Origin of the sequence: Chromobacterium sp. ASV23, assembly GCF_016428945.1 — a bacterium.
GTDB classification, from domain to species: domain Bacteria; phylum Pseudomonadota; class Gammaproteobacteria; order Burkholderiales; family Chromobacteriaceae; genus Chromobacterium; species Chromobacterium sinusclupearum.
The window spans coordinates 154133-178398 of sequence record NZ_JAELTR010000001.1; the positions used below are offsets into that span (position 1 = coordinate 154133).

Genomic DNA, 24266 nt, shown 5'->3' on the forward strand with positions numbered 1-24266 from the left:
TTGTGTGGTTTGTAGTCATTGTGTTGGTATTGCTGGGGCTGGCCGGCTGGCTGATCAAGAGCGGCCGGATGCCGCTGGATCGCTTGAAGCAAAAGCTGGATAGTGTGCTCGGCGTGGAGGGGCGCGCCGAGCGTTACGAGCCGGATTATTTCGCAGAAGAAGCCGAGCGGCCGTCGGAAGATGCGCCAACCATGGCGCCGACGCCTCCCCGCGAGCCAGCGGTTGCGGTCGCGGATGCGGAGCCGTCATCCGCCGCGCCCGCTACGCCTGAGCCGCCGCTCGCCACGCTGCGGCCCGCTCCCCGTCAGCGTCCGGCCCCATTCCATGCCAGCGCGGAAAAGCCCCGCGAGACCATCACGTTGCCTAAGCGGCGGCCGCCGCAGTTCAGCGCTCCGCCAGCGGATCTGCCGACGCTGGAGCTTTCCCGCGAGCACCGCAAGAAGCCACGCCAGCAGCCGCGCCTGCCCGAGTCCAGTGATCTGCCGGTAATCGGCCTGTCTGAAATGCAAAGCAATATGCGGCAGGATTATCGACGCCGCCAACGCGTGCGCGGCATCGAGCCGGCGGGCAAGGAAGAGAGACCCTTGCCGACGATAGCCAGCCAGGAAGTGCGCGCCGCTGTAGCCAATCTGCATGCGCATCGGCGTGCTCCCGAGCCCGCCCCCAGGCCGCTGCCGCCGGTGGAGCTGGTGCCGATTCCGCGATCCAAACCGGAGGCCAAGCCAGAACCGGCCCGGCCCTTGGTGGTGTTGGAGCCGCTGCGCAAGCCGGAGCCGGCTGCGCCGAGAGTCACCTCAGACCCGATATGGCGCATCACGCCGACCGAGACGCCGCCGCAGCCTGCCAAAGCGGCGCAGGCCGCTCCCGGAGATGCCGCTCCTCGCGAGCCGATTGTAGCCAGTACGGCGCCGCAGGCTGAAAGTGTCGCCGAGCCAGCGCCGCAGTCGCCGACGCCCCCCCAGATCGAGGCGGAGGATGCCTCCGCCGAGCCTTGGCCGGTGTTGGGCGCGACTGAGGAATCCTCCGTCCAAGGACAGGCGGCGGAGCCGCAGCCCGCCGCATCGGAGGCCATTGCCCTTATGGACGGTGATGCTGAGGCGGCGCTCGAGTCGACGACGCTTGCGCCACCGATGGAGCCGGAACAGGCGCCGCTGCCGGCGCCTGTGGCGTCGGAGCGTGTCGAGACGACGGCCATGCGCACGCCGTGGCGCTGGCCGCAGACCCGCGAGGTGTTATCGTCGCCACCTGACGTCAAGCCGGAAATTGAGCGGAAAGCCGCCGCGCATGCGGGCATCGAACCAGCCGCCCCGACCCTGGCGGCGGCTGCCGCCAGCCTGGCTGCCACGCCCATGCCGTGGGTGCTGGTGGAGGCGCCGGTAGTTGAGCCGGCATCGGAGCCTGAAGCGGATGTTCCGTCGCCGCGGGCCATGCCCACCGTTATGGCGGCGGGGGCGGAATCTATCTCGGAGACTGCGCCGCAACCGCTTGCCGTCGCCACATCCGCCGAAGAAGAAGGGTCTGCCCCGGTGGCTGAAGCCGAGCCCGCTGTTTCTTTGCCCTGGGTCCTGATCGACAAGCCGGCGGCTGAGATGCCGGCGCTAGTTGCCGACAACGCGCCGCAATCGGAGTCGGCGCTTGCGCCGGAGCCGGTCCCGCGGCCAAGCTACGATGACGCCATGCTGCCGGGCCTGGATTTGCTGCGACCGGCCGATGGCGTCCAGGAAGCGTGCAGCCAGGACGAATTGATCGAGCGCGGCATCGTGATCGAGGAGAAGTGCGCCGAGTTCAAGGTCAAGGTGAGCGTGGTGGATGCTTACGCCGGCCCGGTGATCACCCGTTACGAGGTGGAGCCGGCGGTGGGCGTGCGCGGCAATCAGGTGGTGAACCTGATGAAAGACCTGTCGCGTGCGCTGGGCCTGGCGTCGATCCGCGTGGTGGAAACCATACCGGGCAAGACCTGCATGGGGCTGGAGTTGCCGAATCCCAAGCGGCAGATGATCCGCCTGTCGGAAATTTTCTGCGCCGACGTGTTTCAGCAGAATGCCTCGCGCTTGACCTTGGCGCTGGGCAAGGACATCACCGGCGAGCCGGTGGTGATGGATCTGGCCAAGGCGCCGCACCTGCTGGTGGCGGGCACCACGGGCTCCGGCAAGTCGGTGGGCGTCAACGCGATGATTCTGTCCATGCTGTACAAGGCCACCCCGGATGAAGTGCGCTTCATCATGATCGATCCTAAGATGCTGGAATTGTCGGTCTACAACGATATTCCGCATCTGCTGGCGCCGGTGGTGACAGATATGAAGCTGGCCGCCAACGCGCTCAACTGGTGCGTGGGCGAGATGGAGCGCCGCTATCGGCTAATGAGCGCCATGGGCGTGCGCAATCTGGCCGGCTACAACCAGAAGGTGGCGGAAGCCGCGGCGGCCGGGCGGCGCATCGCCAATCCGTTCAGCCTGACGCCGGAAACGCCGGAGCCATTGGACAAGCTGCCTTTCATCGTGGTGGTGGTCGACGAGTTTGCCGACTTGATGATGGTGGCCGGCAAGAAGATCGAGGAGTTGATCGCGCGCCTGGCGCAGAAGGCCCGCGCCGCCGGCATCCACCTGATTCTGGCCACCCAGCGGCCTTCGGTGGACGTGATTACTGGCCTGATCAAGGCCAATATCCCGACGCGGATCGCCTTCCAGGTGTCCAGCAAGGTGGATAGCCGGACCATTCTGGACCAGATGGGCGCCGAATCGCTGCTGGGCCAGGGCGACATGCTGTTCCTGCCGCCCGGCACCGGCTATCCGCAGCGCGTGCACGGGGCCTTCGTCACCGACGACGAAGTGCATGCCGTGGTGGAGCACTTGAAGCAGTTTGGCGAGCCGGATTACGTGGAGGGCTTGCTGACCGGAGAAAGCGAAGCGGACGAGGATTCGGCTGCCGCCACCGCCAAGGCGCAGGCGGCGACGGAAACCGACCCGCTGTACGATGAGGCGGTGGAGATCGTGCTGCGCACGCGCAAACCGTCGATTTCGGGCGTGCAGCGTCATCTGCGCATCGGCTACAACCGCGCGGCTCGGCTGATCGAGGAAATGGAAGCCGCCGGCATCGTCAGCCCGATGGAAAGCAATGGCAACCGGACCGTGCTGGTGCCGCAAAGGGACTTCTAAGCTGTCTGGCTGGCCAAGCAAAAGCGCACCCTCGGGTGCGCTTTTTTCATGGCTGCCGCAGAGGCGGGCTTACGGCCACAGCTGGCAGTATTCGGTATTCGCTTCGTAGTTGCCGCTGACCGAACCATCGGCATTGATCTTCTTGACCCAGCCATTGGGCTGGCGGCGAGTGGGCTGCGCGCCGCAATTGGTATGCACCCAGTGGATGCCGACGCCGCTGGTATACAGCTGGCCGCACAGTTGCAGGCGGTCGCCGGCCTGGATGGTGTTCAGCGGGTACGGCACGTCTTCGCCGGCGGAGTCATAACCGGAGGCGAATACATTGTCCATGGCTACGTCATAGGTGCGGCCGTCTTGGTCCGCTTTCAGGCGGACGTGGGTGTGCGACAGCTCCACGCCATTCAGGTTCTGGCCATAGGCATAGCTGGGGCCGCTCACCACGGTGCCGGTCAGGTAGCTGCCGGCGGCAGCGCGGCAGTCGGATTTGGCGTCGGCCAGGGCGGCCAGGGGCAGGGCGAGCAGACAGGCAGCAAGAACGAGTTTCTTCACGACATGATCCTTTGCGGTTATGAATGACATTGTTTTAATGCGCGGCCATTCTAGTGGCAATCAGTCGTGATTGTGTTGCAGCTTTAAGAAGACATGTGAATTTGTATTTCAAGCGGTTTGCAATGCGTGCTTGGCGCGGCAGCAACAAAAAAGCGCGCCAGAGGCGCGCTTTTGCGGGACAAGACGCGATGGGATCAGCGGCGGCGACGAGTTTGCTCGTCAGTCCGGATGCGGATCGGCACCAGCTTTCCTTGCTGTTGAACCGGGGTAGCCAGCAATTTGGCGACAGCGATCACCGCAATGAACAGGGCGGCTAAAAGAAGGATTTGCATGGTATGACTCCCCGTGGCTGAATCCGAGGCGGGTTTCGGATCATGTGTGGCCGCCTCTGAGTTCATTCTGGGCTACAACTTGCTTGGGACTCAAGCAAAAATTTGTGTGCCGACGTTAATTTTTGACCGGAGCGGCGGTTTTTTTCAGATCGCGCATCGCTTGGTCCAGTCCAGCCAGCGTGAGCGGATGCATTCGTTCTCCCATCAGCTGCTTCAGCATGCTCACAGACTGGGTGTAGGGCCAGGCTTCTTCGGCCAAGGGGTTGAGCCAGACGGCGTGTTTGAAGTGCTCCAGCAGCCGGCGCAGCCAGACTTCGCCGGATTCCTCGTTCATGTGCTCGACGCTGCCGCCGGGGAAGGTGATTTCGTACGGACTCATGCTGGCGTCGCCGACGATGATCAGCTTGTAGTCGCGGCCGAAGGTGTGGATCAGATCCCAGGTGGGGAAGCGTTGGCTGTGGCGGCGGTTGTTGTCCTTCCATACCGATTCGTAGACGCAGTTGTGGAAGTAGAAATACTCCAGGTGCTTGAATTCGGTCTTTACGGCGGAAAACAGTTCCTCGCAGGCGCGGATATGGTCGTCCATCGAGCCGCCCACGTCGAACAGCACAAGAACCTTGACGCTATTGTGCTGTTCGCGCTGCATCTTGATATCCAGCATGCCGGCCTTGCGAGCGGTGGCGGCGATGGTGGCGTCGAGATCCAGCACTTCTTCGGCGCCGTCGCGGGCAAACTCGCGCAGCCGGCGCAGCGCCAGTTTGATGTTGCGGGTGCCTAATTCCGTCTTGTCGTCGAAGTTGCGGAATTCGCGCTGGTCCCACACCTTCACCGCGCGGCGGTGGCGCGACTGGTTCTGGCCTATGCGCACGCCCTCCGGGTTATAGCCCCAGGCGCCGAACGGGCTGGTGCCGCCGGTGCCTATCCACTTGTTGCCGCCCTGGTGGCGTTCCTTTTGCTCCTCCAGCCGCTGGCGCAGGGTTTCCATCAGCTTGTCCCAGCCCATGGCCTGCAGCTGCCGCTTTTCTTCTTCGCTGAGATATTTTTCCACCTGCTTGCGCAGCCAGTCCTCGGGAATGGCGCGCTGCAGGTCATCCAGCGCCATTTCCAGCCCCTGGAAGTGATGGCCGAACACTTGGTCGAAGCGGTCGAAGTATTTTTCGTCCTTGACCAGGGCGGCCCGCGACAGATAGTAAAACTCATCCAGATTGCCGAAGGCGACATTGCGTTGCAGCGCCTCCAGCAGCAGCAGGAATTCTTTCAGGGTGACCGGCAGGCCGGCATTGCGCAGCGCGTAAAAGAAATCGATCAGCATGGAGTCAGGCGATGGCTAGAGTGGTGGTACTGCCGACGATGATACTACGGACGAGGCGGCGTGGCTGTTTGGGCTGAGACATAAGCGGCCGGCATAGTGACAGGCGAGGGGGCTGGTGCTAATCTAGGCTAGAGCGCGAACTCTAAACGGTTGTTCGGCTATGTAAGACAAGGATCATACTATGGACGCCATCAAAATGCCCACAGAAGCCGAGAGCGCGCTGCTCGAGTCGTTTTCCCGGCTCAAGGCCGTCGCGCGGGCGGCGCCGTATCCGTCAGCGGAAACCCGGCGCTCCTGGCTGGCCGCGTTGGAACGCTTGATGCAGGAAAACCGCCAGGCGCTGGTTGACGCCGTCAGCCGCGATTTCGGTCATCGCAGCGATGTGGAAACCCGCCTGGCGGAGCTCTTCCCTTCGCTGGAAGGAGTGCGCCATGCCCGTCGCCATTTGCGAACCTGGATGAAGCCACGCCGCCGCAGCGTTTCCATCTGGTTCCAACCGGCCAGCGCCAGCGTGATTCCGCAGCCGCTGGGCGTGGTCGGCGTGGTGGTGCCGTGGAATTATCCGCTGTTTCTGTCTTTTGGCCCTGTCGCCGCTGCGCTGGCGGCGGGCAACCGGGTCATGGTCAAGATGTCCGAATACACGCCGGCCACGGGCGAGCTGCTGCAAAAGCTGGCGCGGCAGTATTTCGGCGATGATCTGCTGACGGTGGTGAATGGCGATGCCGAGCTGGCCCAGGCCTTCACCCGGCTGCCGTTCGATCATCTGCTGTTCACCGGTTCCACCGCGGTAGGCCGCAATGTGATGCGCGCGGCGGCAGAAAACCTGACGCCGGTGACGCTGGAGCTTGGAGGCAAGTCTCCGGCGCTGGTGGCGCGCGGCGCCAATCTCAAACGCGCGGCGGAAGCCATCGTCGCCGGCAAGATGCTGAACGCCGGGCAGACCTGCGTGGCGCCGGATTATCTGCTGGTCAATGCCAAGGATTGCGAGGCGCTGCTCGAGGAGATCCGCGCCGCCGCCAAGCGCATGTATCCGACGCTGGCGGACAATCCGGATTACAGCGCCATCGTCAACCAACGGCATTACCGCCGGCTGCAAGGCTGGTTGGATGCCGCCCGCCAGGCCGGCGCCCGCATCGAGAGCCTGAGCCCCGACGGCGAGGCGGCGGTAGACAGCCGCAAGCTGCCGTTGACGCTGGTGCAAAACTGCCCGGATGACTGCGAATTGATGCGCGAGGAGATTTTTGGCCCCATCCTGCCGGTGGTCAGCTACGACAAGTTCGACGAGGCGCTGGCCTATATCAACGCCCGGCCGCGGCCGCTGGCCTTGTATTTGTTCGACGATGACGCTTTGCGCATCGAGCGGGTGCTGAAAGAAACGGTTTCAGGCGGCGTCAGCGTCAACGATACCCTGCTGCATGTGGTGCAGGAGAGCCTGCCGTTCGGCGGCGTCGGCCCTTCCGGCATGGGGCATTACCATGGGCGAGAGGGTTTTCTGACCTTTTCCAAGCTCAAACCGGTATTCCGGCAGAGCCGTCTGGCCGGCACCTGGATGACCCGGCCGCCTTATGGCCGCCTGGTGGAGTGGATGTTGAAGTTGATGTTGCGGCACTGACATGCCAAGCAGACGACAGTTCTTGCAGGCGGGCGCGCTGGGCGCGGCGGCCTTGGCGCTGGCAGGCTATCTGGCAGCGCCGGCAGGGGACGACTCGGCTCAAACGGAATGGGGCGCGCTGCGCTGGCTGCAACCGGCGGATGCGCAGATCATCGCCGCGCTGGCGCCGGTGATGCTGGGGCTCCGTGATCTGCCGCTGGCCGCCGTTGTCGCCGGCGTGGACCAGGCGGTGGCCGGACTGCCGCCGGCCTGTCGCGACGAAGTGCGGCAGCTGTTTGATCTGTTGGGCAATCGTTGGGCAAGGCGTTGGCTGGCCGGCGTGTCCGCGCCGTGGGGGCAGGCTACGCCGGATGCGCTGGCCAGCTTTCTGCAAAGCTGGCGCAACAGCCGCTTTCTGCTGCTGCGCAGCGCCTATCAAGGACTCCATCAATTGATCAATGCCGCTTGGTATGGGAACCCGGCTAGCTGGGCGGCCATCGGCTATCAGCAGCCAGCCATGGTGATGGAGCGTTTGCCGTGAGCGATAAAATAGTCGATCCCATACGGCAGGGCATCGCGGGAGGCTGGAAGGTCATCGATGGCGCGGCGCAGCGCCAGGATCTCAAGCTGGAAGCCGATGTGGTGATCATAGGCAGCGGCGCCGGCGGCGGCATCACGGCCGAGGTGCTGAGCCAGGCCGGGTTGGATGTGCTGATTCTGGAAGAAGGCGGCCTGTATAGTTCGTCCGATTTCCGCTTGAGCGAGGCGAAAGCCTATCCGCAGTTGTACCAGGAATCGGCCGCGCGCCAGACCGCGGACAAGGGCATATCGATTCTGCAGGGCCGCGCGGTTGGCGGCGGCACCACGGTCAACTGGACCAGTTCGTTCCGTACGCCGGGCGATACTCTGCGCTGGTGGCGGGATCAGCACGGCCTGACGGCTCTCAGCGAAGAGGCCATGCGGCCGTGGTTCGACAAAGTCGAGCAGCGGCTGGGCATCGCGCCTTGGCAGGGTGAGCCGAACGCCAACAATCTGGTGCTGGAGCGCGGCTGTCTGGCGCTGGGGCTGCGCCACGCCCGGATCAGCCGCAATGTGCGCGGTTGCTGGAATTTGGGGTATTGCGGCATGGGTTGTCCGACCAATGCCAAGCAATCCATGCTGGTGACCTGTATTCCCGCCGCGCTGGACAAGGGCGCGCGGCTGTTGACGCGGGCTCGGGTAGACCGCTTGCAGCCTGACCAGGCGCAGCGCCGCATCGCCGAGGTGCAGGGCAGCCTGCTGTCGGCCGACGGGGTTACGCCCAGCGGGCGCACATTGTCGGTGCGCGCGCGCCATGTGGTGCTGGCGGCAGGCGCGATCGGCACGCCCGCCATCATGTTGCGCAGCGGACTGGCCGACCCGTCCGGCTTGACCGGAAAACGCACCTTTCTGCATCCGGTGGCGCTGTCTGCAGCGCTGATGCCGGAGCGGGTGGAGCCTTACAATGGCGCGCCGCAAACCGTCTATTCCGACCATTACATGCATACCCAGCCGCTGGATGGCCCGCTTGGCTTCAAGCTGGAGGTGCCGCCTATCCATCCTTTGCTCGCCAGCGTGACGTTTCCGGGCTTCGGCCCGGAGCAGGCCGGGCTGTGGCGCAAGTTTCCGCATCTGCATGCCACTTTGGCGCTGCTGCGTGATGGCTTCAATGAAGACAGCGTCGGCGGCGAAGTGAAGCTGCGCGGCGATGGCTCGCCGCTGCTTGATTATCCGCTGAATGACGTGTTGTGGGATGGCGTGCGGCGCAGTTGGCTGGCGATGGCGGAGATACAGTTCGCGGCCGGCGCGAAAATCGTGCTGCCCTTGCACGAGCAGTCCAATCCGGCAAGCCGTCTTGGCCAGGCCAAGGCGATGATAGAGGCACTGCCCTTGCAGGCGCTGCAGGCCAAGTTAGTCAGCGCCCATGTCATGGGCGGCATGGCGATGGGCGACGATCCGGCGCGCAGCGTGGTCGATGACCATGGACGCCACTGGTCATGGCGCAATCTGACGGTGGCGGATGGCTCGATATTTCCCACCAGCATAGGCGCCAATCCGCAGCTTTCCATCTATGCCTTTGCCTGGCGGGCGGCGATGGCCTTGTCTGCGCAGCTGGCTAGGCGAAGTTAGGGCAACTTGCTCGCCAGGCTTGATGGGGCGGGGCGCACTGGCTGCATCATCGATTCTGGAAAGCCGCATCCAAACGCGGCCGTGATGTTCATGCGGACTCTGGCTTGTCCTCGCCTATCGCCTGCCGCAGCAGGTGGATTGACGAAGCGGCCGCGCTGATCGCCACATCCAGGGCATCATCGTCCAAGGCGCGCGCCGCGTCTTGAAACCGGCGCTGATTGATCAGGCGCGCGATCTGGCCGGCTTCGCGATGGAGCATGGCATGGCGGCTGATGCAGGTCTGCAGGATGCCCAGGCCGCCATAGGCGCCTTTGGCATGACTGTGCAGCCATTGGCCCAGTTGGCAACGGTCGTCACGGGAGACCGCGTCAGCATCCAGGCTGTTCTGCCTGGACAGCGCTTCTTTCAGGCATTGTTTCAACTCGGCGTGGTTGGCTAGTTCTTGTTCCAAATCCATGGCTACCTCGGCAGGCCGGTGGCGACCGGGCGAGCCATCCTGCGCAACTCGCCGGGTTCGAGAGATTAGCATACTAGGTATTTATAACTAGAAGATCGCCGATTGTCTGCGTTAGAACTTAGATTCTGGCATGACGAACCAAGCGCCAGCGTATGCGCTAGCGCCTGGCGCGGGTCAGTTCTTGGTGGTATCGGCCGGCGCAGTTTCGGCTTCCGCGGCCGGCGCCACTGAAGCGGGAGGGATGAAGAAGCGCAGCGGCTGGCGCAGGAAGCTCTTGGCCAGCATGGGAATCAGCGGCAGCAGCAGCGAACCGGACAGCTTGCGCGAGCGCAACGCCACCCACAGCGCGAGGAAGAAGCTGACCGCCAGGTTGACCACGCCGATCAAGGCTACCCCGGCGACGCCCAGCAGCACGACGGTCAGCGGCACCTGGAAATCCAGCGCCACGGTGGCGAAGGCAAGGTTGGCCGACGAGAAGGTGATGTGGCGGATATCCAGCGGCAGGCCCAGGATGGTGCCTATGGTGCCGGTCAGACCCAGGAACATGCCGAAGTAGAAGTTGCCGGCCAGCGCGCCCAGATTGTGCTCGATGTAATGCCCAAGCCGCCAGGCACGGTTCTCTCCCAGCACCTTGCGCAGCAGGCGGTGGCCGGCGATCCGCTCCGGAATGCGCCGGTAGATGGCCTTGTTGTCGTAGTAGCCGGCGATCAGGCCAGACAGGAACAGGAATATCCCGGCGATGGCGGCGTGCGGCAGCGCCAGGCTGTGGATTGGATCGATCTCGTGCAGCAGCTTTTGCGCCTTGGCAGCGTCGACCACCGGCGCGCCGAACAGCGCGTTCCAGCCCAGCGCGATCAGCGCCGCCGTCGGGATGGCCAGCATCACGTTGCCCATGATGGCGACGAACTGGGTGCGCACCACCTTGACGATCAGCTCCGCCAGTTGTTCCAGCTGCTTCTTGCGGCCGTGTTGTTCATGCAAGACCGCAGCCAGCCGGGCCGCTGTCATGGCCGGCTGCTTGGTGGCGATGGTGAAGTGCAGGATCTGCACGATGATGAAGCCGATGGCGTAGTTCAGGCCAAAGCCTATGCCCTCCCACAGCAGCGGAAGGTGGCCGCGCGCCAGCATCAGCTTGATCAGGGCCATGAAGCCGACGATGAAGCCCGCGCCCATCGCCGCCTTGCCCATCTTGGACCAGTCGCGGCGGTCTTCTGCGATGTAATGCTCGCCATGGCGGCCGGCGTGCTCGGTCACCTGCAGCGCCAGCAGTTCGGTATTGGATTTGAACAGGTCGCGCACGCTGTACTTGCGGTTTTCGGCGCGGGAGAAATCCACCAGCAGGCGGAACAGCTGCGGTCGCTGCGCCGGATCATGTTCCGGAGATAGCAGCTCCAGCAGCGCGCGCAGCCGCGCGATGCTTTGCGCCAGGCGCAGGCTGTGATAGGTCAGATTGACTGAGATGCCGTAGCGCGCGGCGTTTTTGCGTACCCGGCCCAGGATGGCCTCGCACTGCTCCAGCAGCACCAGCACCTGTTTTTCGTCTTCCGGCGGCGGCACGCCATCCACCAGCGCCTGCCGATAGCTGTCGACGTAACGCTGCACTTCGGCGTTCAGGTGCATGAAAGGCGAGGCGAAGCGTTCCACTTCAGGACACACCCGCACCAGTTCCGGCTCCAGGCCGATGGCGGTGATGCGCGCCGACAGCACCTGCACCGATTCCAGCAATTGCAGGCGGGTCTGGCGCTCGCTGTCCTGGCGCGGCGTTTCATGCCAGGCCATGGCGCGCCACAGGGCGTGCCAGGTGGCGTCCGGCACCGCGCCCAGCCATTGGTAATCATCCTGGCGGTTGAACAGCAGGCCGAAGCGGTCGCGCAGGGAGTCGGGGTTGTAGGGCATGGGCAGCATGCGCTCGCCCAGGCGGTGCAGCAGGGTGGAGCCGAAGCCGTCATTGGCCAGAATGCCGGCCTCGGTGTACAGCGGAATCTGCCGGCTCTCCGCCAGCAGCGTGCTGAGCGACTGCCGCAATGCCTGGCGGTAGTCGGCGTGATGTTCCAGCAGGAAGGACAGCGCCTGCAGGCTGATGGTCGCCTGTTGCGGCGCTTGTCGCTTATCGGGTCGCAGCGCGGCGATCAGCCCCGCCAGGGCTTCGGTCTGGCCGGGTTCGCGGCACAGGCGGCGCAGGGCGGATTCCAGATCGGGAGCAATGTGTTCGGTCATGTTTTGGCAGAATGGGCGCGCGGGGCGCGCGTTTCGGGAATGGGAGCAGCCATCATTTTAGTTTATGTGGCACCGCTCCGGACAGAGGAACGCCGCAGCGGGAGCGGCGATTGACACCTTACTAACCAGTAAGTAGAGTGTTTCGATGCATAATGGTTCCGACAGCAAAACCGACACCCGCAAGCGCATTCTCGATCTGGCCGAGGAGTTGCTGCTGACGCGCGGCTTCAACGGTTTCAGTTACCAGCACATCAGCAGCGAGCTGGGTGTGCGCAATGCCGCCATCCATTACCATTTTCCCAAAAAAAACGATCTGGGGGTGGCGTTGATCCAGCGCTATCGCCGGCGTTTTCAACGCTTTATCGAGCAGCAGGCCGACTGGGGCGCAGCCGAGCAGTTGGAAAGCTACTTCGGACTGTCGGACCAGTATTACCAGCAACGCAAGCAGATCTGCCCCAGCGGAATTTTCAGCACCGAATTCCAAACGCTGCCGGAAGACATGCGGCAGGAAGCCGCCGCCTTCATCGACGAGATGCGGCAGTGGGCGGTGGCCATCGTGCGCAAGGGCCGCGAAGCCGGCGCCATGCGCTATGCCGGCACCCCGGAAGCGGTAGGCATGCTGCTGTTCGCCGCGCTGCAGGGCGGCTTGCAGTTGGCGCGCATCGACGAGAACGCATTGCCGCTGTTGAAGGAGCAGGCAAGGGTGATGCTGGGCCTGAAACAAATATAACGACACGAGAACCATAATAGAGGGGGTAGCATGGAGTATCGCAAGAACAGCATGAGTCGTATCGCGGACAAAGTCGGCAAGTTGCCGGTAGGCTGGCGCCGGCCTGTGCTGTCGATGATGTTCGGCAAGATCGTCCCGTTCCTGGCCACCGCGGGCCTGCGCTTCGAGGAAGTCGGCCATGACCGGCTGACGGTATCGATCCGCAATCGCAAGAAAGTGCAGAACCATATCCGCGGCGTCCATGCGGCGGCGATGGCCTTGCTGGCGGAAACCTCCACCGGCTTTGTGGTGGGGATGAATATGCCTGACGACAAGCTGATGCTGCTCAAATCGATGAAGGTCAACTACATCAAGCGCTCGCAGGGCGATATGCGAGCCGTGGCGACGCTGACCCCGCAACAGATCCAGTCCATGTACGATCAGGACAAGGGCGAGGTGCTGGTTGCCGTGAACGTCACCGACGAATCGGGCGAGTCGCCCATCGTCTGCGAGATGCTGTGGGCCTGGATTCCCAAAAAACGTCCCGAGGTAAGCGCGGCATGATCTCTTTGCAAACGCTGACGGTTGAGCTTGACGACAAGGTGGCGCTGATCCGCTTCAATCGCGCCGACAAGGCCAATGCTTTGAATTGGCAGATGTGGCAGGACTTGCGCAGCGCCATGGACTGGGCCGATGGCGAGCCTTCGGTGCGGGTGGCGGTGTTGGCTGGCAACGGCAAGCACTTTTGCTCCGGCATCGATCTGACCATGATGGTGGGGCTGCAGTCGCAGATCGACGACAAATGCGAGGCGCGCAAGCGCGACAAGCTGCGCCGCCTCATTCTGGAACTGCAGGACTGCGTCAACAGCCTGGAGCGTTGCCGCAAGCCGGTGATCGCCGCGATCCACGGCGCCTGTCTGGGCGGCGGGCTGGACATCGCGCTGGCCGCGGATTTCCGCCTGGCGGCCAAGGATGCGGTATTCGGCGTGCGTGAAGTGGATATCGGCATGGTGGCGGATGTCGGTTCTTTGCAGCGGCTGCCTCGGGTCGTCGGGGAAGGCGTGGCGCGCGAGATGGCGCTGACCGGACGCGATGTGGTGGCGGACGAGGCGCTGGATGTCGGCCTGGTCAACCGGGTGCTGGCGGACGAAGAGGCCCTGCTGGCCGCCGCCATGCAAAGCGCCTGGCTGATTGCCGGCAAGTCGCCGCTGGCGGTGCGCGGCACCAAGGAAGTGATGAATTACAGCCGCGATCGCAGCGTGGCCGATGGGCTGCAGTTTGTCGCGGGATGGAACGCGGCGATGCTGATCTCGGAAGACATTCAGAAAGCCGCGATGGCGGCGATGATGAAGCAGCAGGTCAGCTTCCGCGATTGATGGGCGGGCATGGCCGCCGCTGGATCCGGCGGAATAAAAAAAAGAGGCGCCGGTGGCGCCTCTTTCTGTTTCCATCTCTGCGCTTACTTGGCTTCGCCGCCTACGGTGGACACCACTTCCCACTTGCCGTTCTTCACCTGGTACACGGTAACGGCGCCGTTCTTGATGTCGCCCTTGTCGTCAAAGGCGATGTGGCCGGTCACGCCCTGATAGTCGGTCTTGCCCACTTCCGGCAGATAGACTTTCGGGTCGGAGGACTTGGCGCGCTTCATTGCGTCAACCAGCACCATCACGGCGTCGTATTCAAACGGCGCGTAGATCTGCACGTCGGTGTTGAATTCCTTCTTGAACTTGTCGTCGAAGGCCTTGAAGCCCGGCATCTTGTCGCGCGAAATGCCGCAGCTGGAGGCGTATTGGCCGTCGGAAGCGTCGCCGGCCAGCTTGATGAACTCCGGAGTCTGCCAGCCGTCGCCGCCCATCAGCTTGGCCTTGATGCCCAGGCGCTGCATCTGCTTGGCCAGCGGGCCGGCCTGCGCGTCCATGCCGCCGTAGAACACCAGGTCAGGCTTGGTGGACTTGATCGAGGTCAGGATGGCGTTGAAGTCGGTGGCGGTGTTGTTGGTGAACTCGCGCTTGACCACTTCTGCGCCATTGGCCTTGACCGAACCCTCGAACTGGTCGGCCAGGCCTTGGCCGTAGGCGGTGCGATCGTCAATGATGGCGATCTTCTTGGCCTTCAGCTCCTTGGTGGCGAACTCGCCCAGCGCCTTGCCTTGCTGCACGTCGTTGGCGATCACGCGGAAGGTGGTCTTGAAGCCCTGCTTGGTGTAGTCCGGGTTGGTGGCGGACGGGGAGATTTGCGGAATGCCGGCATCGGAGTAGATTTTGGAGGCCGGGATGGTGGTGCCGGAGTTCAAATGGCCAACGACGCCCACTACGCCGGCGTCAACCAGGCGCTGCGCGACTTGCGTGCCGATTTTCGGGTCGCCCTGGTCATCTTCTGACACCAGTTCGAACTTGACCTTCTTGCCGCCGATCTCGACGCCTTGGGCGTTCAAGTCTTCGATGGCCAGCTTGGCGCCGTATTCGTTGTCCTTGCCCAGGTGGGAGATCGGACCCGACATCGGCGAAACCTGGCCGATCTTGACGGTGGCGCTGTCGCCGCCAGAAGCGGCTTGGGCAGGAGCGGAGGCGGCCTGTCCCGAGGCCGGCTGTTCCTGTTTGCTGCAGGCAACCATGGCGAGCGCGGCGGTGGCGATCAGGCTGAGGCGAGCATATTTATTCATAGAGATTTCCCCTGAATCTTTCTGTGTAGACTTTGATGATCTCTTTCGGTAAACCAACTACACCTTTTTGCGGTGGTCAGTTGCAACTGATTATGGTGACCAGTTTATCGGGGTGTCAATGTGGAATGCCGCAGACCTAGTGAATATAGGATTATTATTTACATTTTGCGCAAAACAAATTGAAAACGGGCATATCGCGAAAATCGCAATATGCCCGATGACGGTTTTTTGTCTTTGATTTGTAAGGATTTGTCAGAATGAGGGGCGAGGTCGTCTTGCGCTTGATGTCAGTGGGTTGCCCCCATGTCATGGGCGCGGGCGGTGCGGGTACGGCCATCTTCTGCCGGCTTTTCCAGCCAACCTGCCAGATTGTTTTTTACAATTGCCGCCAAGCCGGTGATCCATTGCGGGTCTTCGTTCAGGCAGGGGATGTAGCGGAATTCGCCACCGCCGTTGCTGAGAAAGGTTTCCTTGCCTTCCATGGCGATTTCTTCCAGCGTTTCCAGACAATCGCCGACAAAGCCCGGGCAAATGACATCCACTTTGCCGGTTTTCTCCTTGCCTAGCTGGGCCAGCACTTCGCTGGTATACGGTTTGAGCCATTCGGTGCGGCCGAAGCGGCTCTGGAAAGTGATGACGTATTGATCCGGCCGCAGTTGCAGGGCCTCAGCCAGCAGGCGGCCGGTTTTCTGGCATTCGCAGTGATACGGATCGCCCTTGTCTCGTGTGAAGCGCGGCACGCCGTGGAAGCTCATCACCAGCTTGTCCGGCTGTTGGCCGTATTGCCAGTGCTTGCGCACCTGCGCAGCCAAGGCGGCGATATAGCCCGGATCGTCGTGAAAATGCCGCACGGTGCGGACTTCCGGCATATTGCGCAGCCGCGTCAAGACGCGGAAGGCTTCATCCAACGCGGTGGCGCTGGACGAGGCTGCATATTGCGGATACAGCGGCAGCAGGAGCAGCTTTTCCACGCCTTGCTCGCGCATTTTGCCGATGACGCTTTCGATGGACGGATTGCCATAGCGCATCGCGTAATCCACCACCAAGTCGCGCAACCCCATTTCGCCCAGCTGGCCTTTGAGCAATTTGGCCATATTGCGGGTGTGCAGCAGCAGCGGCGAGCCGTCCTTGGTCCAGATGCTGGCGTACTTCTTGGCCGATTGCTTGGGACGGGTGTTGAGGATGATGCCGTTGAGGATCAGCCACCATGGCAAGCGCGGAATCTCGATCACGCGCGGATCGGACAGAAATTGCTTTAGATACGGGCGCAGCGCTTGCGGGGTCGGCGCTTCGGGCGTGCCCAGATTAATCAGCAGCACGCCGATTTTGGGCGTGTAGTCGTGACGGAATGCGGGTTCGGGCAGATAGCGGGGCATGGCCATCCTTATTTTTATCAAAGAAAGGGCGCGCGGCGCCCCGAGGGCTTAATCGTCTTGCCGGGCCGGCGCCAGCACGGTGCGGTTGCCATTGTTTTCCATCGGCGACACCAGGCCGGCGCTTTCCATCTGCTCGATCAGCCGCGCCGCGCGGTTATAGCCTATGCGCAGATGGCGCTGCACCGAGGAGATCGATGCTTTGCGCGTTTTCACCACGATGGCGACGGCTTCGTCGTACAGCGGGTCGGACTCGGCATCGCTTTCGCTGTCGATGCCGGCGGCGCTGTCGTCTCCGTCAGCCTGGCCGGTGAGGATGCCTTCGATGTAGTCCGGTTCGCCGGTTGTCTTCAGGAACTCCACCACGTGGTGGACTTCCTCGTCGGATACGAAGGCGCCATGCACGCGGTTGGGGTAGCCGGTGCCCGGCGGCAGGAACAACATATCGCCCTGTCCCAGCAAGGCTTCCGCGCCCATCTGGTCCAGAATGGTGCGGCTGTCTATCTTGCTGGATACCTGGAAGGCGATCCGCGTCGGAATATTGGCCTTGATCAGGCCAGTGATGACGTCGACCGATGGCCGCTGGGTGGCCAGAATCAGGTGGATGCCGGCGGCACGGGCTTTCTGCGCCAGGCGGGCGATCAGCTCCTCTATCTTTTTGCCCGCCACCATCATCAGGTCGGCCAGCTCGTCAATCACCACCACCACCAGCGGCAGGGTGTCCAGCGGCTCGGGCGTTTCCGGCGTCAGGCTGAACGGATTGGGAATCTTCTCGCCGCTCTTTTCGGCATCTTTGATCTTTTGGTTGAAGCCCGCCAGATTGCGCACGCCCAGCTTGGACATCAGCTTGTAGCGGCGCTCCATCTCGCCGACGCACCAGTTCAGCGCGTTGGCTGCCTGCTTCATATCGGTCACTACCGGCGCCAGCAGGTGCGGGATGCCTTCGTAGACCGATAGCTCCAGCATTTTCGGGTCTACCATGATCAGCCGCACTTCCTTGGGCGTGGCCTTGTACAGCAGCGACAAAATCATCGCGTTGATCGCCACGGACTTGCCGGAGCCGGTGGTGCCGGCCACCAGCACGTGCGGCATTTTGGCCAGGTCGGCCGATACCGGCTGGCCGGCGATGTCCTTGCCGAAGGCGATGGTGAGCTTGGACGCCATGTTCTGGTAGCTGTCCGAGCCGATGATCTCGGTCAGGCGGACGATCTGGCGTTTGGGATTCGGCAGCTCCAGGCCCATATAGGTCTTGCCCGGTATGGTTTCCACCACCCGGATGGAGACCAGCGACAGCGCGCGCGCCAAATCCTTCATCAAATTGACGATCTGCGCGCCCTTGACGCCGACGGCGGGTTCGATCTCGTAGCGGGTGATCACCGGGCCGGGATAGGCGGCGATCACCTTCACCTCCACGCCAAAGTCCGCCAGCTTGCGCTCGATCAGCCGCGACGTGTACTCCACGGTCTCCTGCGATACCGGTTCCTGCTGTTCCTTGGGAGCGTCGAGCAGGCTCAGGCCGGGCAGGGCGGCGTCCTTGGGGTCGGCAAACAGCGATTGTTGTACCGGCTTCTGCGCCTTGGCCGAGACCGGCACGTCCAGCACCGGCGGTTCGATGCGAACCGGCGCGGCTTCTTCAATCTTCTTCTTGGCGACGGAAACCTTCTCTTCGCGCTTCTGCGCGGTTTCCTTGCCGATTTCCCGGTCTTTTTTCGCTTGCCAGCTCTGCCAAAGATTAGTGACGCCGTCTTCGATCGCGCCGCCTATTTTTTCCATCAGGTCCAGCCAGGATAGGCCAGTGAACAGCGAAAAGCCGATGGCGGACAGCACGCCCAGCAACAGATAGGCGCCGGACAGCCCCAGGCCATGGGCAAAGTGCTTGCCCAGGTAGTGGCCCAGCATGCCGCCCGCGTCCAGCGGCAGCGTCACCATTTTGCCATCCAGCACAATGGCCTCGAAGCTGGCGCTGGAAAGCAGCAGCAGGAAGAAGCCGCCGACGGCGGCGGCGGTGATGGGATTGAACTTGAAGCCCAGGCTTTCGATGCGGCGGTAGCCCCAGCCTATGGCTACCAGGCAGAACACCACCAGCCACCAAGCGGAGAAGCCGAAGACATACAGCAGCATGTCGGACAGCCAAGCGCCGAACGAACCGCCGTAATTGCGCACGGTCGGGTCGGATGAGCTGTGCGACCAGGACGGGTCAAGCGGCGAATAGCTGGCCAGCACCAGCACCAGATAGACAGCCGCCACCGCCATCAGCAGCCACCATGCTTCGCGAAGCAGGGAGACCAGCTGCGGCGGCAGCGGTGTTTGATTATTCTTGACTACGGCCTTGCGCTTGAAAAATCGCATTTTTTTCATATTTGGCTATGACAGCTGCTGATTATAGCCTGATGTGCCGTTTTCAGCTCACCGCGGATGCAACACGCCAAGAATGCGCGGGCCTTGCGCGCCGGTCACCGCCGGCAGGTTGCCCGGCTGGCGGTGGACGAAGCGCCAGCCCAGCCAGGCGAAGGCGATGGCTTCGATCAATTGCGCCGGCATGCCCAGCGTCTCGATGGGCAAGACGCGCTGGCCATCCAGCAGGCGCGCGATCTGATTCAGCAGCGCGCTGTTGCGCGCGCCGCCGCCGCAGACGTAGACCGCCTGATTGCCGGGGCAGTGCGCCAGGATGGCGTCGGCGATGCTGCGCGCGCTGAAGGCGAGCAGCGTGGCCTGCACGTCTTGCGGCGCCGGCATGGACTGCAGCGCCGCCACCTTGGCTTCCAGCCAGGCATCGTCGAACAGGTCGCGGCCGGTGCTCTTGGGCGGGGGCTGTTGCAGATACGGTTCGGCCAGCATGGCCGCCAGCAAGGGAGGATGAATATTGCCGCCGGCGGCCCAGCGGCCATCGTCGTCAAACGGCTGGCCGGTATGGCGCAGACACCAGGCATCCATCAGCATATTGCCGGGGCCGCAATCGAAGCCGATGGCGGGCTGGCCGTGGTGCAGCCGGGCGAGGTTGCTGATGCCGCCGATATTCAGGACCACCCGTTTTTCATCGGGCGACGCGAACACGCTCTGCTGGAAGGCCGGCACCAGCGGCGCGCCGTGGCCGCCGGCCGCCACATCGCGGCTGCGGAAGTCCGCTATCACGTCGATGCCGGAGAGCTCCGCCAGCCGCGACATATTGCCCAGCTGTATCGTGTAGCCGTCTTGCGGCGCGTGGCGTATGGTCTGGCCGTGGCAGGCGATGGCGCGGATGGCGTCGGCTTGCAGGCCGGATTTGGCCAGCAATTCGCCAACGGTCTGGGCGTAGATTCCGGCCAGGCGCGCGGCCAGCGTTTCGCTGCGGTGCAGTTCATCGTGGCCGCGCGGCTGCAGCGCCAGGACGTCGGCCTTGATCTGGGCCGGATAGGGCAGGGCGTGGTCGGCCAGCAGCTCGGGGCGGCCGGCCTCGTCAAAGCGCACCAGCACGGCGTCCACGCCGTCCAGGCTGGTGCCGGACATCATTCCGATATATAGGTCGTTCATCAATCGATCATGGCAACGTTGGCCGGAATGCTCTGCAGCAGATTCAGCTTGGCGCTCAGCGCGACGCGTTTGGCGCCGAACTGGGCGAGCTGGGTATGGCTTAATCCCGGCGTGGGCAGGGCGTTGGTGGCCGGATCCACCGGCTGATCATTGATTCTAACCTCAAAATGCAGATGCGCGCCGGTGGAGCGCCCCGTGCTGCCGACATAGCCGATGATGTCGCCAGCCTTGACCTTGACGCCCGGCTTGATGCCCTTGCCGAAAGCGCTCATGTGGGCGTACAGCGTGGTCAGCCTGCCGTTGTGCCGTATCATCGCCACATTGCCGTAGCCGCTTTCGCGTTGCGCTTTCACCAGCTCGCCGTCGGCTGGCGCCACGATGGGGGTGCCGGCGCTGGCGGCGTAGTCGATGCCGGAATGCATGCGCAGCGTGCGCAAGATGGGATGCTTGCGCAGGCCGAAGCCAGAACTGATGCGGGCGCCGGCCACAGGCTGCCGGCTGAAGCCCTTTTTCACCGGCTTGCCGGCGGCGTCGTAGAAGGCGCCGCTTTCGCTGTCGTGGGCAAAGTAAAAGGCCTGGTACAGTTGCCCCGCGCGTTGAATGGAAACCGCCAGCAGGTTGCCGCTGGCGATCGGAGTGCCGGCGTAGACCATGGTCTCGTATACCAGATTGATGCTGTCGCCCGCTTTCAGGCTGGACAGCTCGAACTGGTCGGAGAACACTTCGGCCAGTTGATTGCGGATGTCGGCCGGCACGCGGGCGGCGGCCAATTCGCTGGCCGCGTTGCGTTTGATGGTGAGGGAGCGCACGGTTTCCATGCTGTCCGCCGCCACCGGATCGGCGCTGGCCTGCCATTTGCCGTCGCGTTGTTCCAGCGCCACTAGGTTTTGCTCGCCGTTGTCGTCATCCTGCAGGAAGCGCAGGCCGAACAACTCTCCGGCATCGTTGGTCTGCACCGACAGCGTCGCGCCGACTTTCAGCTTCAGCAGATTCTTGGCTTGCGCGTTGTCGCCGTAGAGCAGGGCGCGCACCTCGTTGGCGCGTATGCCCACGCGGTTCAGCACGCGGGCGATGGTGTCGCCGCGCTTGACGGACTCGTCGCGCCAGTAGCGCGTTTGGCTGTCGACAAAACGAAACTCCGGCAGCGCCAGCCGCTCCACCACCTGTTGCTGTAGGATCGGCGGCGGGAGGGTTTCCTGAGCGCCGTTGGCCACGGCGAAGGCGGTGGCGGTGCCCAGGAGCGGCAGGCAGGCGGCCGCGCCCAGCCAGCTCAGGTGGTGGTTGATCAAGCGGTCGGCGCACTTTTGCGGGATGTGTAGCAGTTTGCGATAATCCATCACTTTTCCAGGCGGGCGGCGGCCCGCCTTGATGCAAGATATTGACGAGGTTGGGCGCCGCGGCGGCGAATGCCAAAGCGTGTTTGGCGAGCTGCCGGGGCGATAGTTCCAGCTAGATGCGACAGTTTGCCTGATATCATGGTCCCCGCCTAATTCCTATCGGCCAAAATGGCCTTTGCTTTCAATCATTTGGCAAGAAGATGAAACTGACTCTGTTATTGCCCGGCCTGTGTTGGCTGGATGCGCACGACGGCGCGGAAGTCAGCAAGGGGCTGAGCCTGCCTGCGCTGCAGCGGCTGCTGGGCCTGGGTGTCCTGCAGCGCCGCGGGCAGGGCTTTTCGGCCAGCATCGCCGGCCTATGGGGCGCGCCGCCGGCCGGTCTGGCCCGGCTGGCCGCGCGCCAGGCCGGCCTGGACGCGGGCGCTGGCGAGTGGCTGCTGGCCGATCCGGTGCATCTGCGCATAGACCGCGACCGCGCGCTGCTGGCCGACGTCGGCGTGATGCAGGTGGCGCGCGACGAGGCCGTCAAGCTGACCGACGCGCTGAACAGGCACTTTGGCGAGGATGGCCTGACTTTCCATCCGCTGCAACCCGGGCGCTGGCTGCTGCATGCGGCCAAGCCGCTGGCCGCCAGCTTCACGCCCTTGTGGGACGTGGTGGGAGAGGACATCAACCATCATCTGCCGCAGGGCGAGGCCGGCCTGGCCTGGAGCCGCATGTTGAACGAACTGCAGATGCTGCTGTACACCCAGCCAGTCAACGACGAGCGCGAAATGCGCGGCGAACTCGCCATCAACAGCGTGTGGCTGTGGGGCGAGGGCCTGCCGGCAGCGTGGCGCGCGCCGGCGCCGCGCCTGTTGGCGGACGACGAGGCTTTGCACTGGCTGGCCGCTGAATCCGGCATGCAGGCGGACGGCGCTCCATTCGCCTTCGATGGCTTGGAGGGCGAGGCGGACGCGCTGCTGGTGCTGGACGCCTTGCAGGCGGCGGCGCAGTACCGCGACGCCTGGGGCTGGCGCGAGGCGCTGGAGCGCCTGGAGCGCGACTGGTTTGCCCCGCTGTTACAGGCATTGCGTCGCAGAAAGCTGGCGCAACTGACGATTATCGCCACCGGTCCGGCCGGTTTTGAGCTGAGCATCGCGCCGGCGGATCTGTGGAAATTCTGGAAACGAGCGCGGCCGCTGGCGGCGCTGTATTGAGAGACCATGTCGCAAATCGTTACCCGAGAAGTCCCCGCCGAGCTGCAGCAGAAATTGCTGGGGCAAGGCCTGACGCCGCTGCAGGCGCGGCTGTACGCCGCCCGCGGCATTGTCGACAGCACGGAACTGGATTATGGCCTGAAAGGCCTGCTGCCTTATCAAACGCTCAAAAACGTCGAGACTATGGCGCGCCGCCTGGCCGATGCCATCGCCGCCGGCCAAAGGCTGCTGGTGGTGGCCGACTATGACGCCGACGGCGCCACCGCCTGCGCGGTGGCGGTGAAGGGCCTGTCCGCCCTGGGCGCGACCATAAGCTACATCGTCCCCAACCGTTTCGAGTACGGCTACGGCCTGACGCCGGAAATCGTCGAATTGGCGGCGCAGAAACGGCCCGACATCATCGTCACCGTGGACAACGGCATCGCCAGCGTGGCCGGCGTCGAGGCCGCCAGGGCGCGCGGCATCGAAGTGCTGGTGACCGACCACCATCTGCCGGGCGACACCTTGCCGGATGCCTTGATCGTCAACCCCAATCAGCCGGGTTGCGAGTTCCCATCGAAAAACCTGGCCGGCGTCGGCGTGATGTTCTACGTGCTGATGGCCTTGCGGGTGGAGATGCGGCGGCGCGGGGTGTTCGACGAAAAGACCCAGCCCAATCTGGGCGAACTGCTGGACCTGGTGGCGCTGGGCACGGTGGCCGATGTGGTGCGGCTGGACCGCAACAACCGCACCTTGGTGGAAAACGGCCTCAAGCGCATGCGCGCCGGCCGGATGGCGCCCGGCATCGCCGCCTTGTTCCGCGTGGCCGGCCGCGCCCACTTCAAGGCCAATACCTTCGATCTGGGCTTCACGTTGGGGCCGCGGCTCAATGCCGCCGGCCGGCTGGACGATATGAGCCTGGGCATCGCCTGCCTGTTGTCCAGCAACGAAGAGCAAGCGATGCGGCTGGCGCAGGAGCTGGACAAGCTGAACCGCGAGCGGCGCGGCATCGAGGCCGGCATGCAGGACGAGGCGCTGGCCGCGCTGTCCGGCATCGACGCCGGCAACCGCTACACGCTGAGCCTGTATCGCGACGACTGGCACCAGGGCGTAGTGGGGATTGTGGCTTCCCGCTTGAAGGAGCGCTTCCATCGGCCATCCATCGTCTTCGCGCCCGGCGACGAAGGCGAGATCAAGGGTTCCGGCCGCTCGATTCCCGGCTTTCACCTGCGCGACGCGCTGGATCTGGTGTACAAGCGCAATCCGGGGCTGATCCTGAAGTTTGGCGGCCATGCGATGGCGGCCGGCCTGAGCCTGGACGAAAGCCGCTTCGGCGAATTTCAACAGGCTTTCGAGGCGGTGGCGCGCGAGTTGATGGATGAGAAGCAGCTTACCCGCACCATTGAAACCGACGGCAGCCTGCCTGCGCGCGAATTGAGTCTGAATCTGGCAGAGACCTTAGCGGCCGAAGTGTGGGGGCAGGGCTTCCCCGTGCCGTACTTTCACGATCAGTTCATGGTGGTCAACCAGAAGCTGGTGGGCGACAAGCACTTGAAGCTGCGCCTGGCCCGCGAGGGCTGCGAATTTGACGCGATGCTGTTCAATCACGCCGATTGGCTGCCCGACCGCATCCAGGCGGTGTACCAGCTGATCGCCAACGAATGGCAGGGGCGCAAGGAGCTGCAGGTCTATCTGCAACACTGGGCGGCGGCGTGACGTAGGGCGGAAGCCCGGCA

Annotated in this window: 19 protein-coding genes; 9 read left to right on the forward strand and 10 right to left on the reverse strand. The window is 63.7% G+C overall.

The features are described 5' to 3' along the window. Nucleotides 1-2 precede the first annotated feature (2 nt). Entirely contained in the window at nt 3-3155 is a 3153-nt protein-coding gene (locus JHD59_RS00790) for a DNA translocase FtsK (RefSeq protein WP_368671499.1), read from the forward strand. Between the two features lie 69 nt (nt 3156-3224). Here JHD59_RS00790 and JHD59_RS00795 read toward each other — a convergent pair whose 3' ends face one another. The 3 genes from JHD59_RS00795 to JHD59_RS00805 all read right to left on the reverse strand — a co-directional run bounded on the left by JHD59_RS00795 (nt 3225) and on the right by JHD59_RS00805 (nt 5348). Then, entirely contained in the window at nt 3225-3704 is a 480-nt protein-coding gene (locus tag JHD59_RS00795) for a hypothetical protein (protein WP_199152768.1), read from the reverse strand. A gap of 194 nt (nt 3705-3898) precedes the next feature. After that, on the reverse strand, nt 3899-4036 hold the full coding sequence (locus tag JHD59_RS00800; protein WP_158248768.1) for a hypothetical protein: 138 nt from the start codon (nt 4034-4036) through the stop codon (nt 3899-3901). 115 nt (nt 4037-4151) lie between these two features. Next, nucleotides 4152-5348, reverse strand: a complete 1197-nt coding sequence (locus JHD59_RS00805) for a VWA domain-containing protein (protein WP_103320598.1) — start codon at nt 5346-5348, stop codon at nt 4152-4154. A gap of 181 nt (nt 5349-5529) precedes the next feature. Here JHD59_RS00805 and JHD59_RS00810 point away from each other — a divergent pair, with 181 nt between their 5' ends. From JHD59_RS00810 to JHD59_RS00820, 3 genes are read left to right on the forward strand one after another with little or no spacing between them, the layout of a single operon-like run. Then, a complete protein-coding gene (locus JHD59_RS00810; protein ID WP_199152769.1) occupies nt 5530-6960 on the forward strand; it encodes a coniferyl aldehyde dehydrogenase in 1431 nt (476 codons plus the stop codon). 1 nt (nt 6961) lies between these two features. Further along, the gene (locus JHD59_RS00815) at nt 6962-7480 is read left to right on the forward strand and encodes a twin-arginine translocation signal domain-containing protein (RefSeq protein WP_199152770.1); all 519 of its coding nucleotides are present in this window, start codon (nt 6962-6964) and stop codon (nt 7478-7480) included. After that, a complete protein-coding gene (locus JHD59_RS00820) occupies nt 7477-9087 on the forward strand; it encodes a GMC family oxidoreductase N-terminal domain-containing protein (RefSeq protein WP_368671500.1) in 1611 nt (536 codons plus the stop codon). The genes JHD59_RS00815 and JHD59_RS00820 overlap by 4 nt, the downstream gene beginning before the upstream one ends. Nucleotides 9088-9175: 88 nt before the next feature. Here the strand turns inward: JHD59_RS00820 and JHD59_RS00825 are convergent, their stop codons facing one another. Both JHD59_RS00825 and JHD59_RS00830 read right to left on the reverse strand, forming a co-directional pair. Beyond that, on the reverse strand, nt 9176-9544 hold the full coding sequence (locus JHD59_RS00825; protein ID WP_199152771.1) for a CZB domain-containing protein: 369 nt from the start codon (nt 9542-9544) through the stop codon (nt 9176-9178). A gap of 174 nt (nt 9545-9718) precedes the next feature. Continuing rightward, on the reverse strand, nt 9719-11761 hold the full coding sequence (locus JHD59_RS00830) for a site-specific recombinase (RefSeq protein ID WP_233163820.1): 2043 nt from the start codon (nt 11759-11761) through the stop codon (nt 9719-9721). Between the two features lie 145 nt (nt 11762-11906). On the opposite strand from JHD59_RS00830, the gene JHD59_RS00835 reads away from it, so the two are divergent. Genes JHD59_RS00835 through JHD59_RS00845 form a run of 3 tightly spaced genes read left to right on the forward strand, consistent with a single transcriptional unit; the run spans nt 11907 to nt 13846 of the window. Beyond that, nucleotides 11907-12491: a TetR/AcrR family transcriptional regulator gene (locus JHD59_RS00835; RefSeq protein ID WP_199152772.1), complete on the forward strand. Its 585-nt coding sequence runs from the start codon at nt 11907-11909 to the stop codon at nt 12489-12491. A 51-nt stretch (nt 12492-12542) separates the two neighbouring features. Further along, entirely contained in the window at nt 12543-13034 is a 492-nt protein-coding gene (locus JHD59_RS00840) for a DUF4442 domain-containing protein (RefSeq protein WP_233163821.1), read from the forward strand. Next, nucleotides 13031-13846 carry a crotonase/enoyl-CoA hydratase family protein gene (locus tag JHD59_RS00845; protein ID WP_199152773.1) on the forward strand — a complete coding sequence of 272 codons (816 nt, stop codon included), beginning with the start codon at nt 13031-13033 and terminating at the stop codon, nt 13844-13846. Before JHD59_RS00840 ends, JHD59_RS00845 begins: the two co-directional genes overlap by 4 nt. An 83-nt stretch (nt 13847-13929) precedes the next feature. Here the strand turns inward: JHD59_RS00845 and JHD59_RS00850 are convergent, their stop codons facing one another. The 5 genes from JHD59_RS00850 to JHD59_RS00870 all read right to left on the reverse strand — a co-directional run bounded on the left by JHD59_RS00850 (nt 13930) and on the right by JHD59_RS00870 (nt 21352). Further along, on the reverse strand, nt 13930-15132 hold the full coding sequence (locus JHD59_RS00850; protein WP_199152774.1) for a branched-chain amino acid ABC transporter substrate-binding protein: 1203 nt from the start codon (nt 15130-15132) through the stop codon (nt 13930-13932). 287 nt (nt 15133-15419) lie between these two features. Then, entirely contained in the window at nt 15420-16508 is a 1089-nt protein-coding gene (hemH, locus tag JHD59_RS00855; protein WP_199152775.1) for a ferrochelatase, read from the reverse strand. Between the two features lie 48 nt (nt 16509-16556). After that, nucleotides 16557-18854 (reverse strand): DNA translocase FtsK, encoded by a 2298-nt coding sequence (locus tag JHD59_RS00860; protein WP_199152776.1) that lies wholly within the window; start codon nt 18852-18854, stop codon nt 16557-16559. 57 nt (nt 18855-18911) lie between these two features. After that, nucleotides 18912-20015: an anhydro-N-acetylmuramic acid kinase gene (locus tag JHD59_RS00865; protein ID WP_199152777.1), complete on the reverse strand. Its 1104-nt coding sequence runs from the start codon at nt 20013-20015 to the stop codon at nt 18912-18914. Further along, entirely contained in the window at nt 20015-21352 is a 1338-nt protein-coding gene (locus JHD59_RS00870; RefSeq protein WP_199152778.1) for a peptidoglycan DD-metalloendopeptidase family protein, read from the reverse strand. The genes JHD59_RS00865 and JHD59_RS00870 overlap by 1 nt, the downstream gene beginning before the upstream one ends. A gap of 200 nt (nt 21353-21552) precedes the next feature. Here JHD59_RS00870 and JHD59_RS00875 point away from each other — a divergent pair, with 200 nt between their 5' ends. Next, nucleotides 21553-22551, forward strand: a complete 999-nt coding sequence (locus tag JHD59_RS00875) for a hypothetical protein (RefSeq protein ID WP_199152779.1) — start codon at nt 21553-21555, stop codon at nt 22549-22551. A 6-nt stretch (nt 22552-22557) separates the two neighbouring features. Then, nucleotides 22558-24246 carry a single-stranded-DNA-specific exonuclease RecJ gene (gene recJ / locus JHD59_RS00880; RefSeq protein ID WP_199152780.1) on the forward strand — a complete coding sequence of 563 codons (1689 nt, stop codon included), beginning with the start codon at nt 22558-22560 and terminating at the stop codon, nt 24244-24246. Nucleotides 24247-24266: the final 20 nt, after the last annotated feature.

Bases quoted from the DNA above. Each gene is read 5' to 3' on its own strand.
- JHD59_RS00800 (WP_158248768.1), bottom strand. From the start codon at position 4,036: ATGCAAATCCTTCTTTTAGCCGCCCTGTTCATTGCGGTGATCGCTGTC.
- JHD59_RS00805 (WP_103320598.1), bottom strand. From the start codon at position 5,348: ATGCTGATCGATTTCTTTTACGCGCTGCGCAATGCCGGCCTGCCGGTC.
- JHD59_RS00810 (WP_199152769.1), top strand. From the start codon at position 5,530: ATGGACGCCATCAAAATGCCCACAGAAGCCGAGAGCGCGCTGCTCGAG.
- JHD59_RS00815 (WP_199152770.1), top strand. From the start codon at position 6,962: ATGCCAAGCAGACGACAGTTCTTGCAGGCGGGCGCGCTGGGCGCGGCG.
- JHD59_RS00825 (WP_199152771.1), bottom strand. From the start codon at position 9,544: ATGGATTTGGAACAAGAACTAGCCAACCACGCCGAGTTGAAACAATGC.
- JHD59_RS00830 (WP_233163820.1), bottom strand. From the start codon at position 11,761: ATGACCGAACACATTGCTCCCGATCTGGAATCCGCCCTGCGCCGCCTG.
- JHD59_RS00835 (WP_199152772.1), top strand. From the start codon at position 11,907: ATGCATAATGGTTCCGACAGCAAAACCGACACCCGCAAGCGCATTCTC.
- JHD59_RS00840 (WP_233163821.1), top strand. From the start codon at position 12,543: ATGAGTCGTATCGCGGACAAAGTCGGCAAGTTGCCGGTAGGCTGGCGC.
- JHD59_RS00845 (WP_199152773.1), top strand. From the start codon at position 13,031: ATGATCTCTTTGCAAACGCTGACGGTTGAGCTTGACGACAAGGTGGCG.
- JHD59_RS00850 (WP_199152774.1), bottom strand. From the start codon at position 15,132: ATGAATAAATATGCTCGCCTCAGCCTGATCGCCACCGCCGCGCTCGCC.
- hemH (WP_199152775.1), bottom strand. From the start codon at position 16,508: ATGCCCCGCTATCTGCCCGAACCCGCATTCCGTCACGACTACACGCCC.
- JHD59_RS00860 (WP_199152776.1), bottom strand. From the start codon at position 18,854: ATGCGATTTTTCAAGCGCAAGGCCGTAGTCAAGAATAATCAAACACCG.
- JHD59_RS00865 (WP_199152777.1), bottom strand. From the start codon at position 20,015: ATGAACGACCTATATATCGGAATGATGTCCGGCACCAGCCTGGACGGC.
- JHD59_RS00870 (WP_199152778.1), bottom strand. From the start codon at position 21,352: ATGGATTATCGCAAACTGCTACACATCCCGCAAAAGTGCGCCGACCGC.
- JHD59_RS00875 (WP_199152779.1), top strand. From the start codon at position 21,553: ATGAAACTGACTCTGTTATTGCCCGGCCTGTGTTGGCTGGATGCGCAC.
- recJ (WP_199152780.1), top strand. From the start codon at position 22,558: ATGTCGCAAATCGTTACCCGAGAAGTCCCCGCCGAGCTGCAGCAGAAA.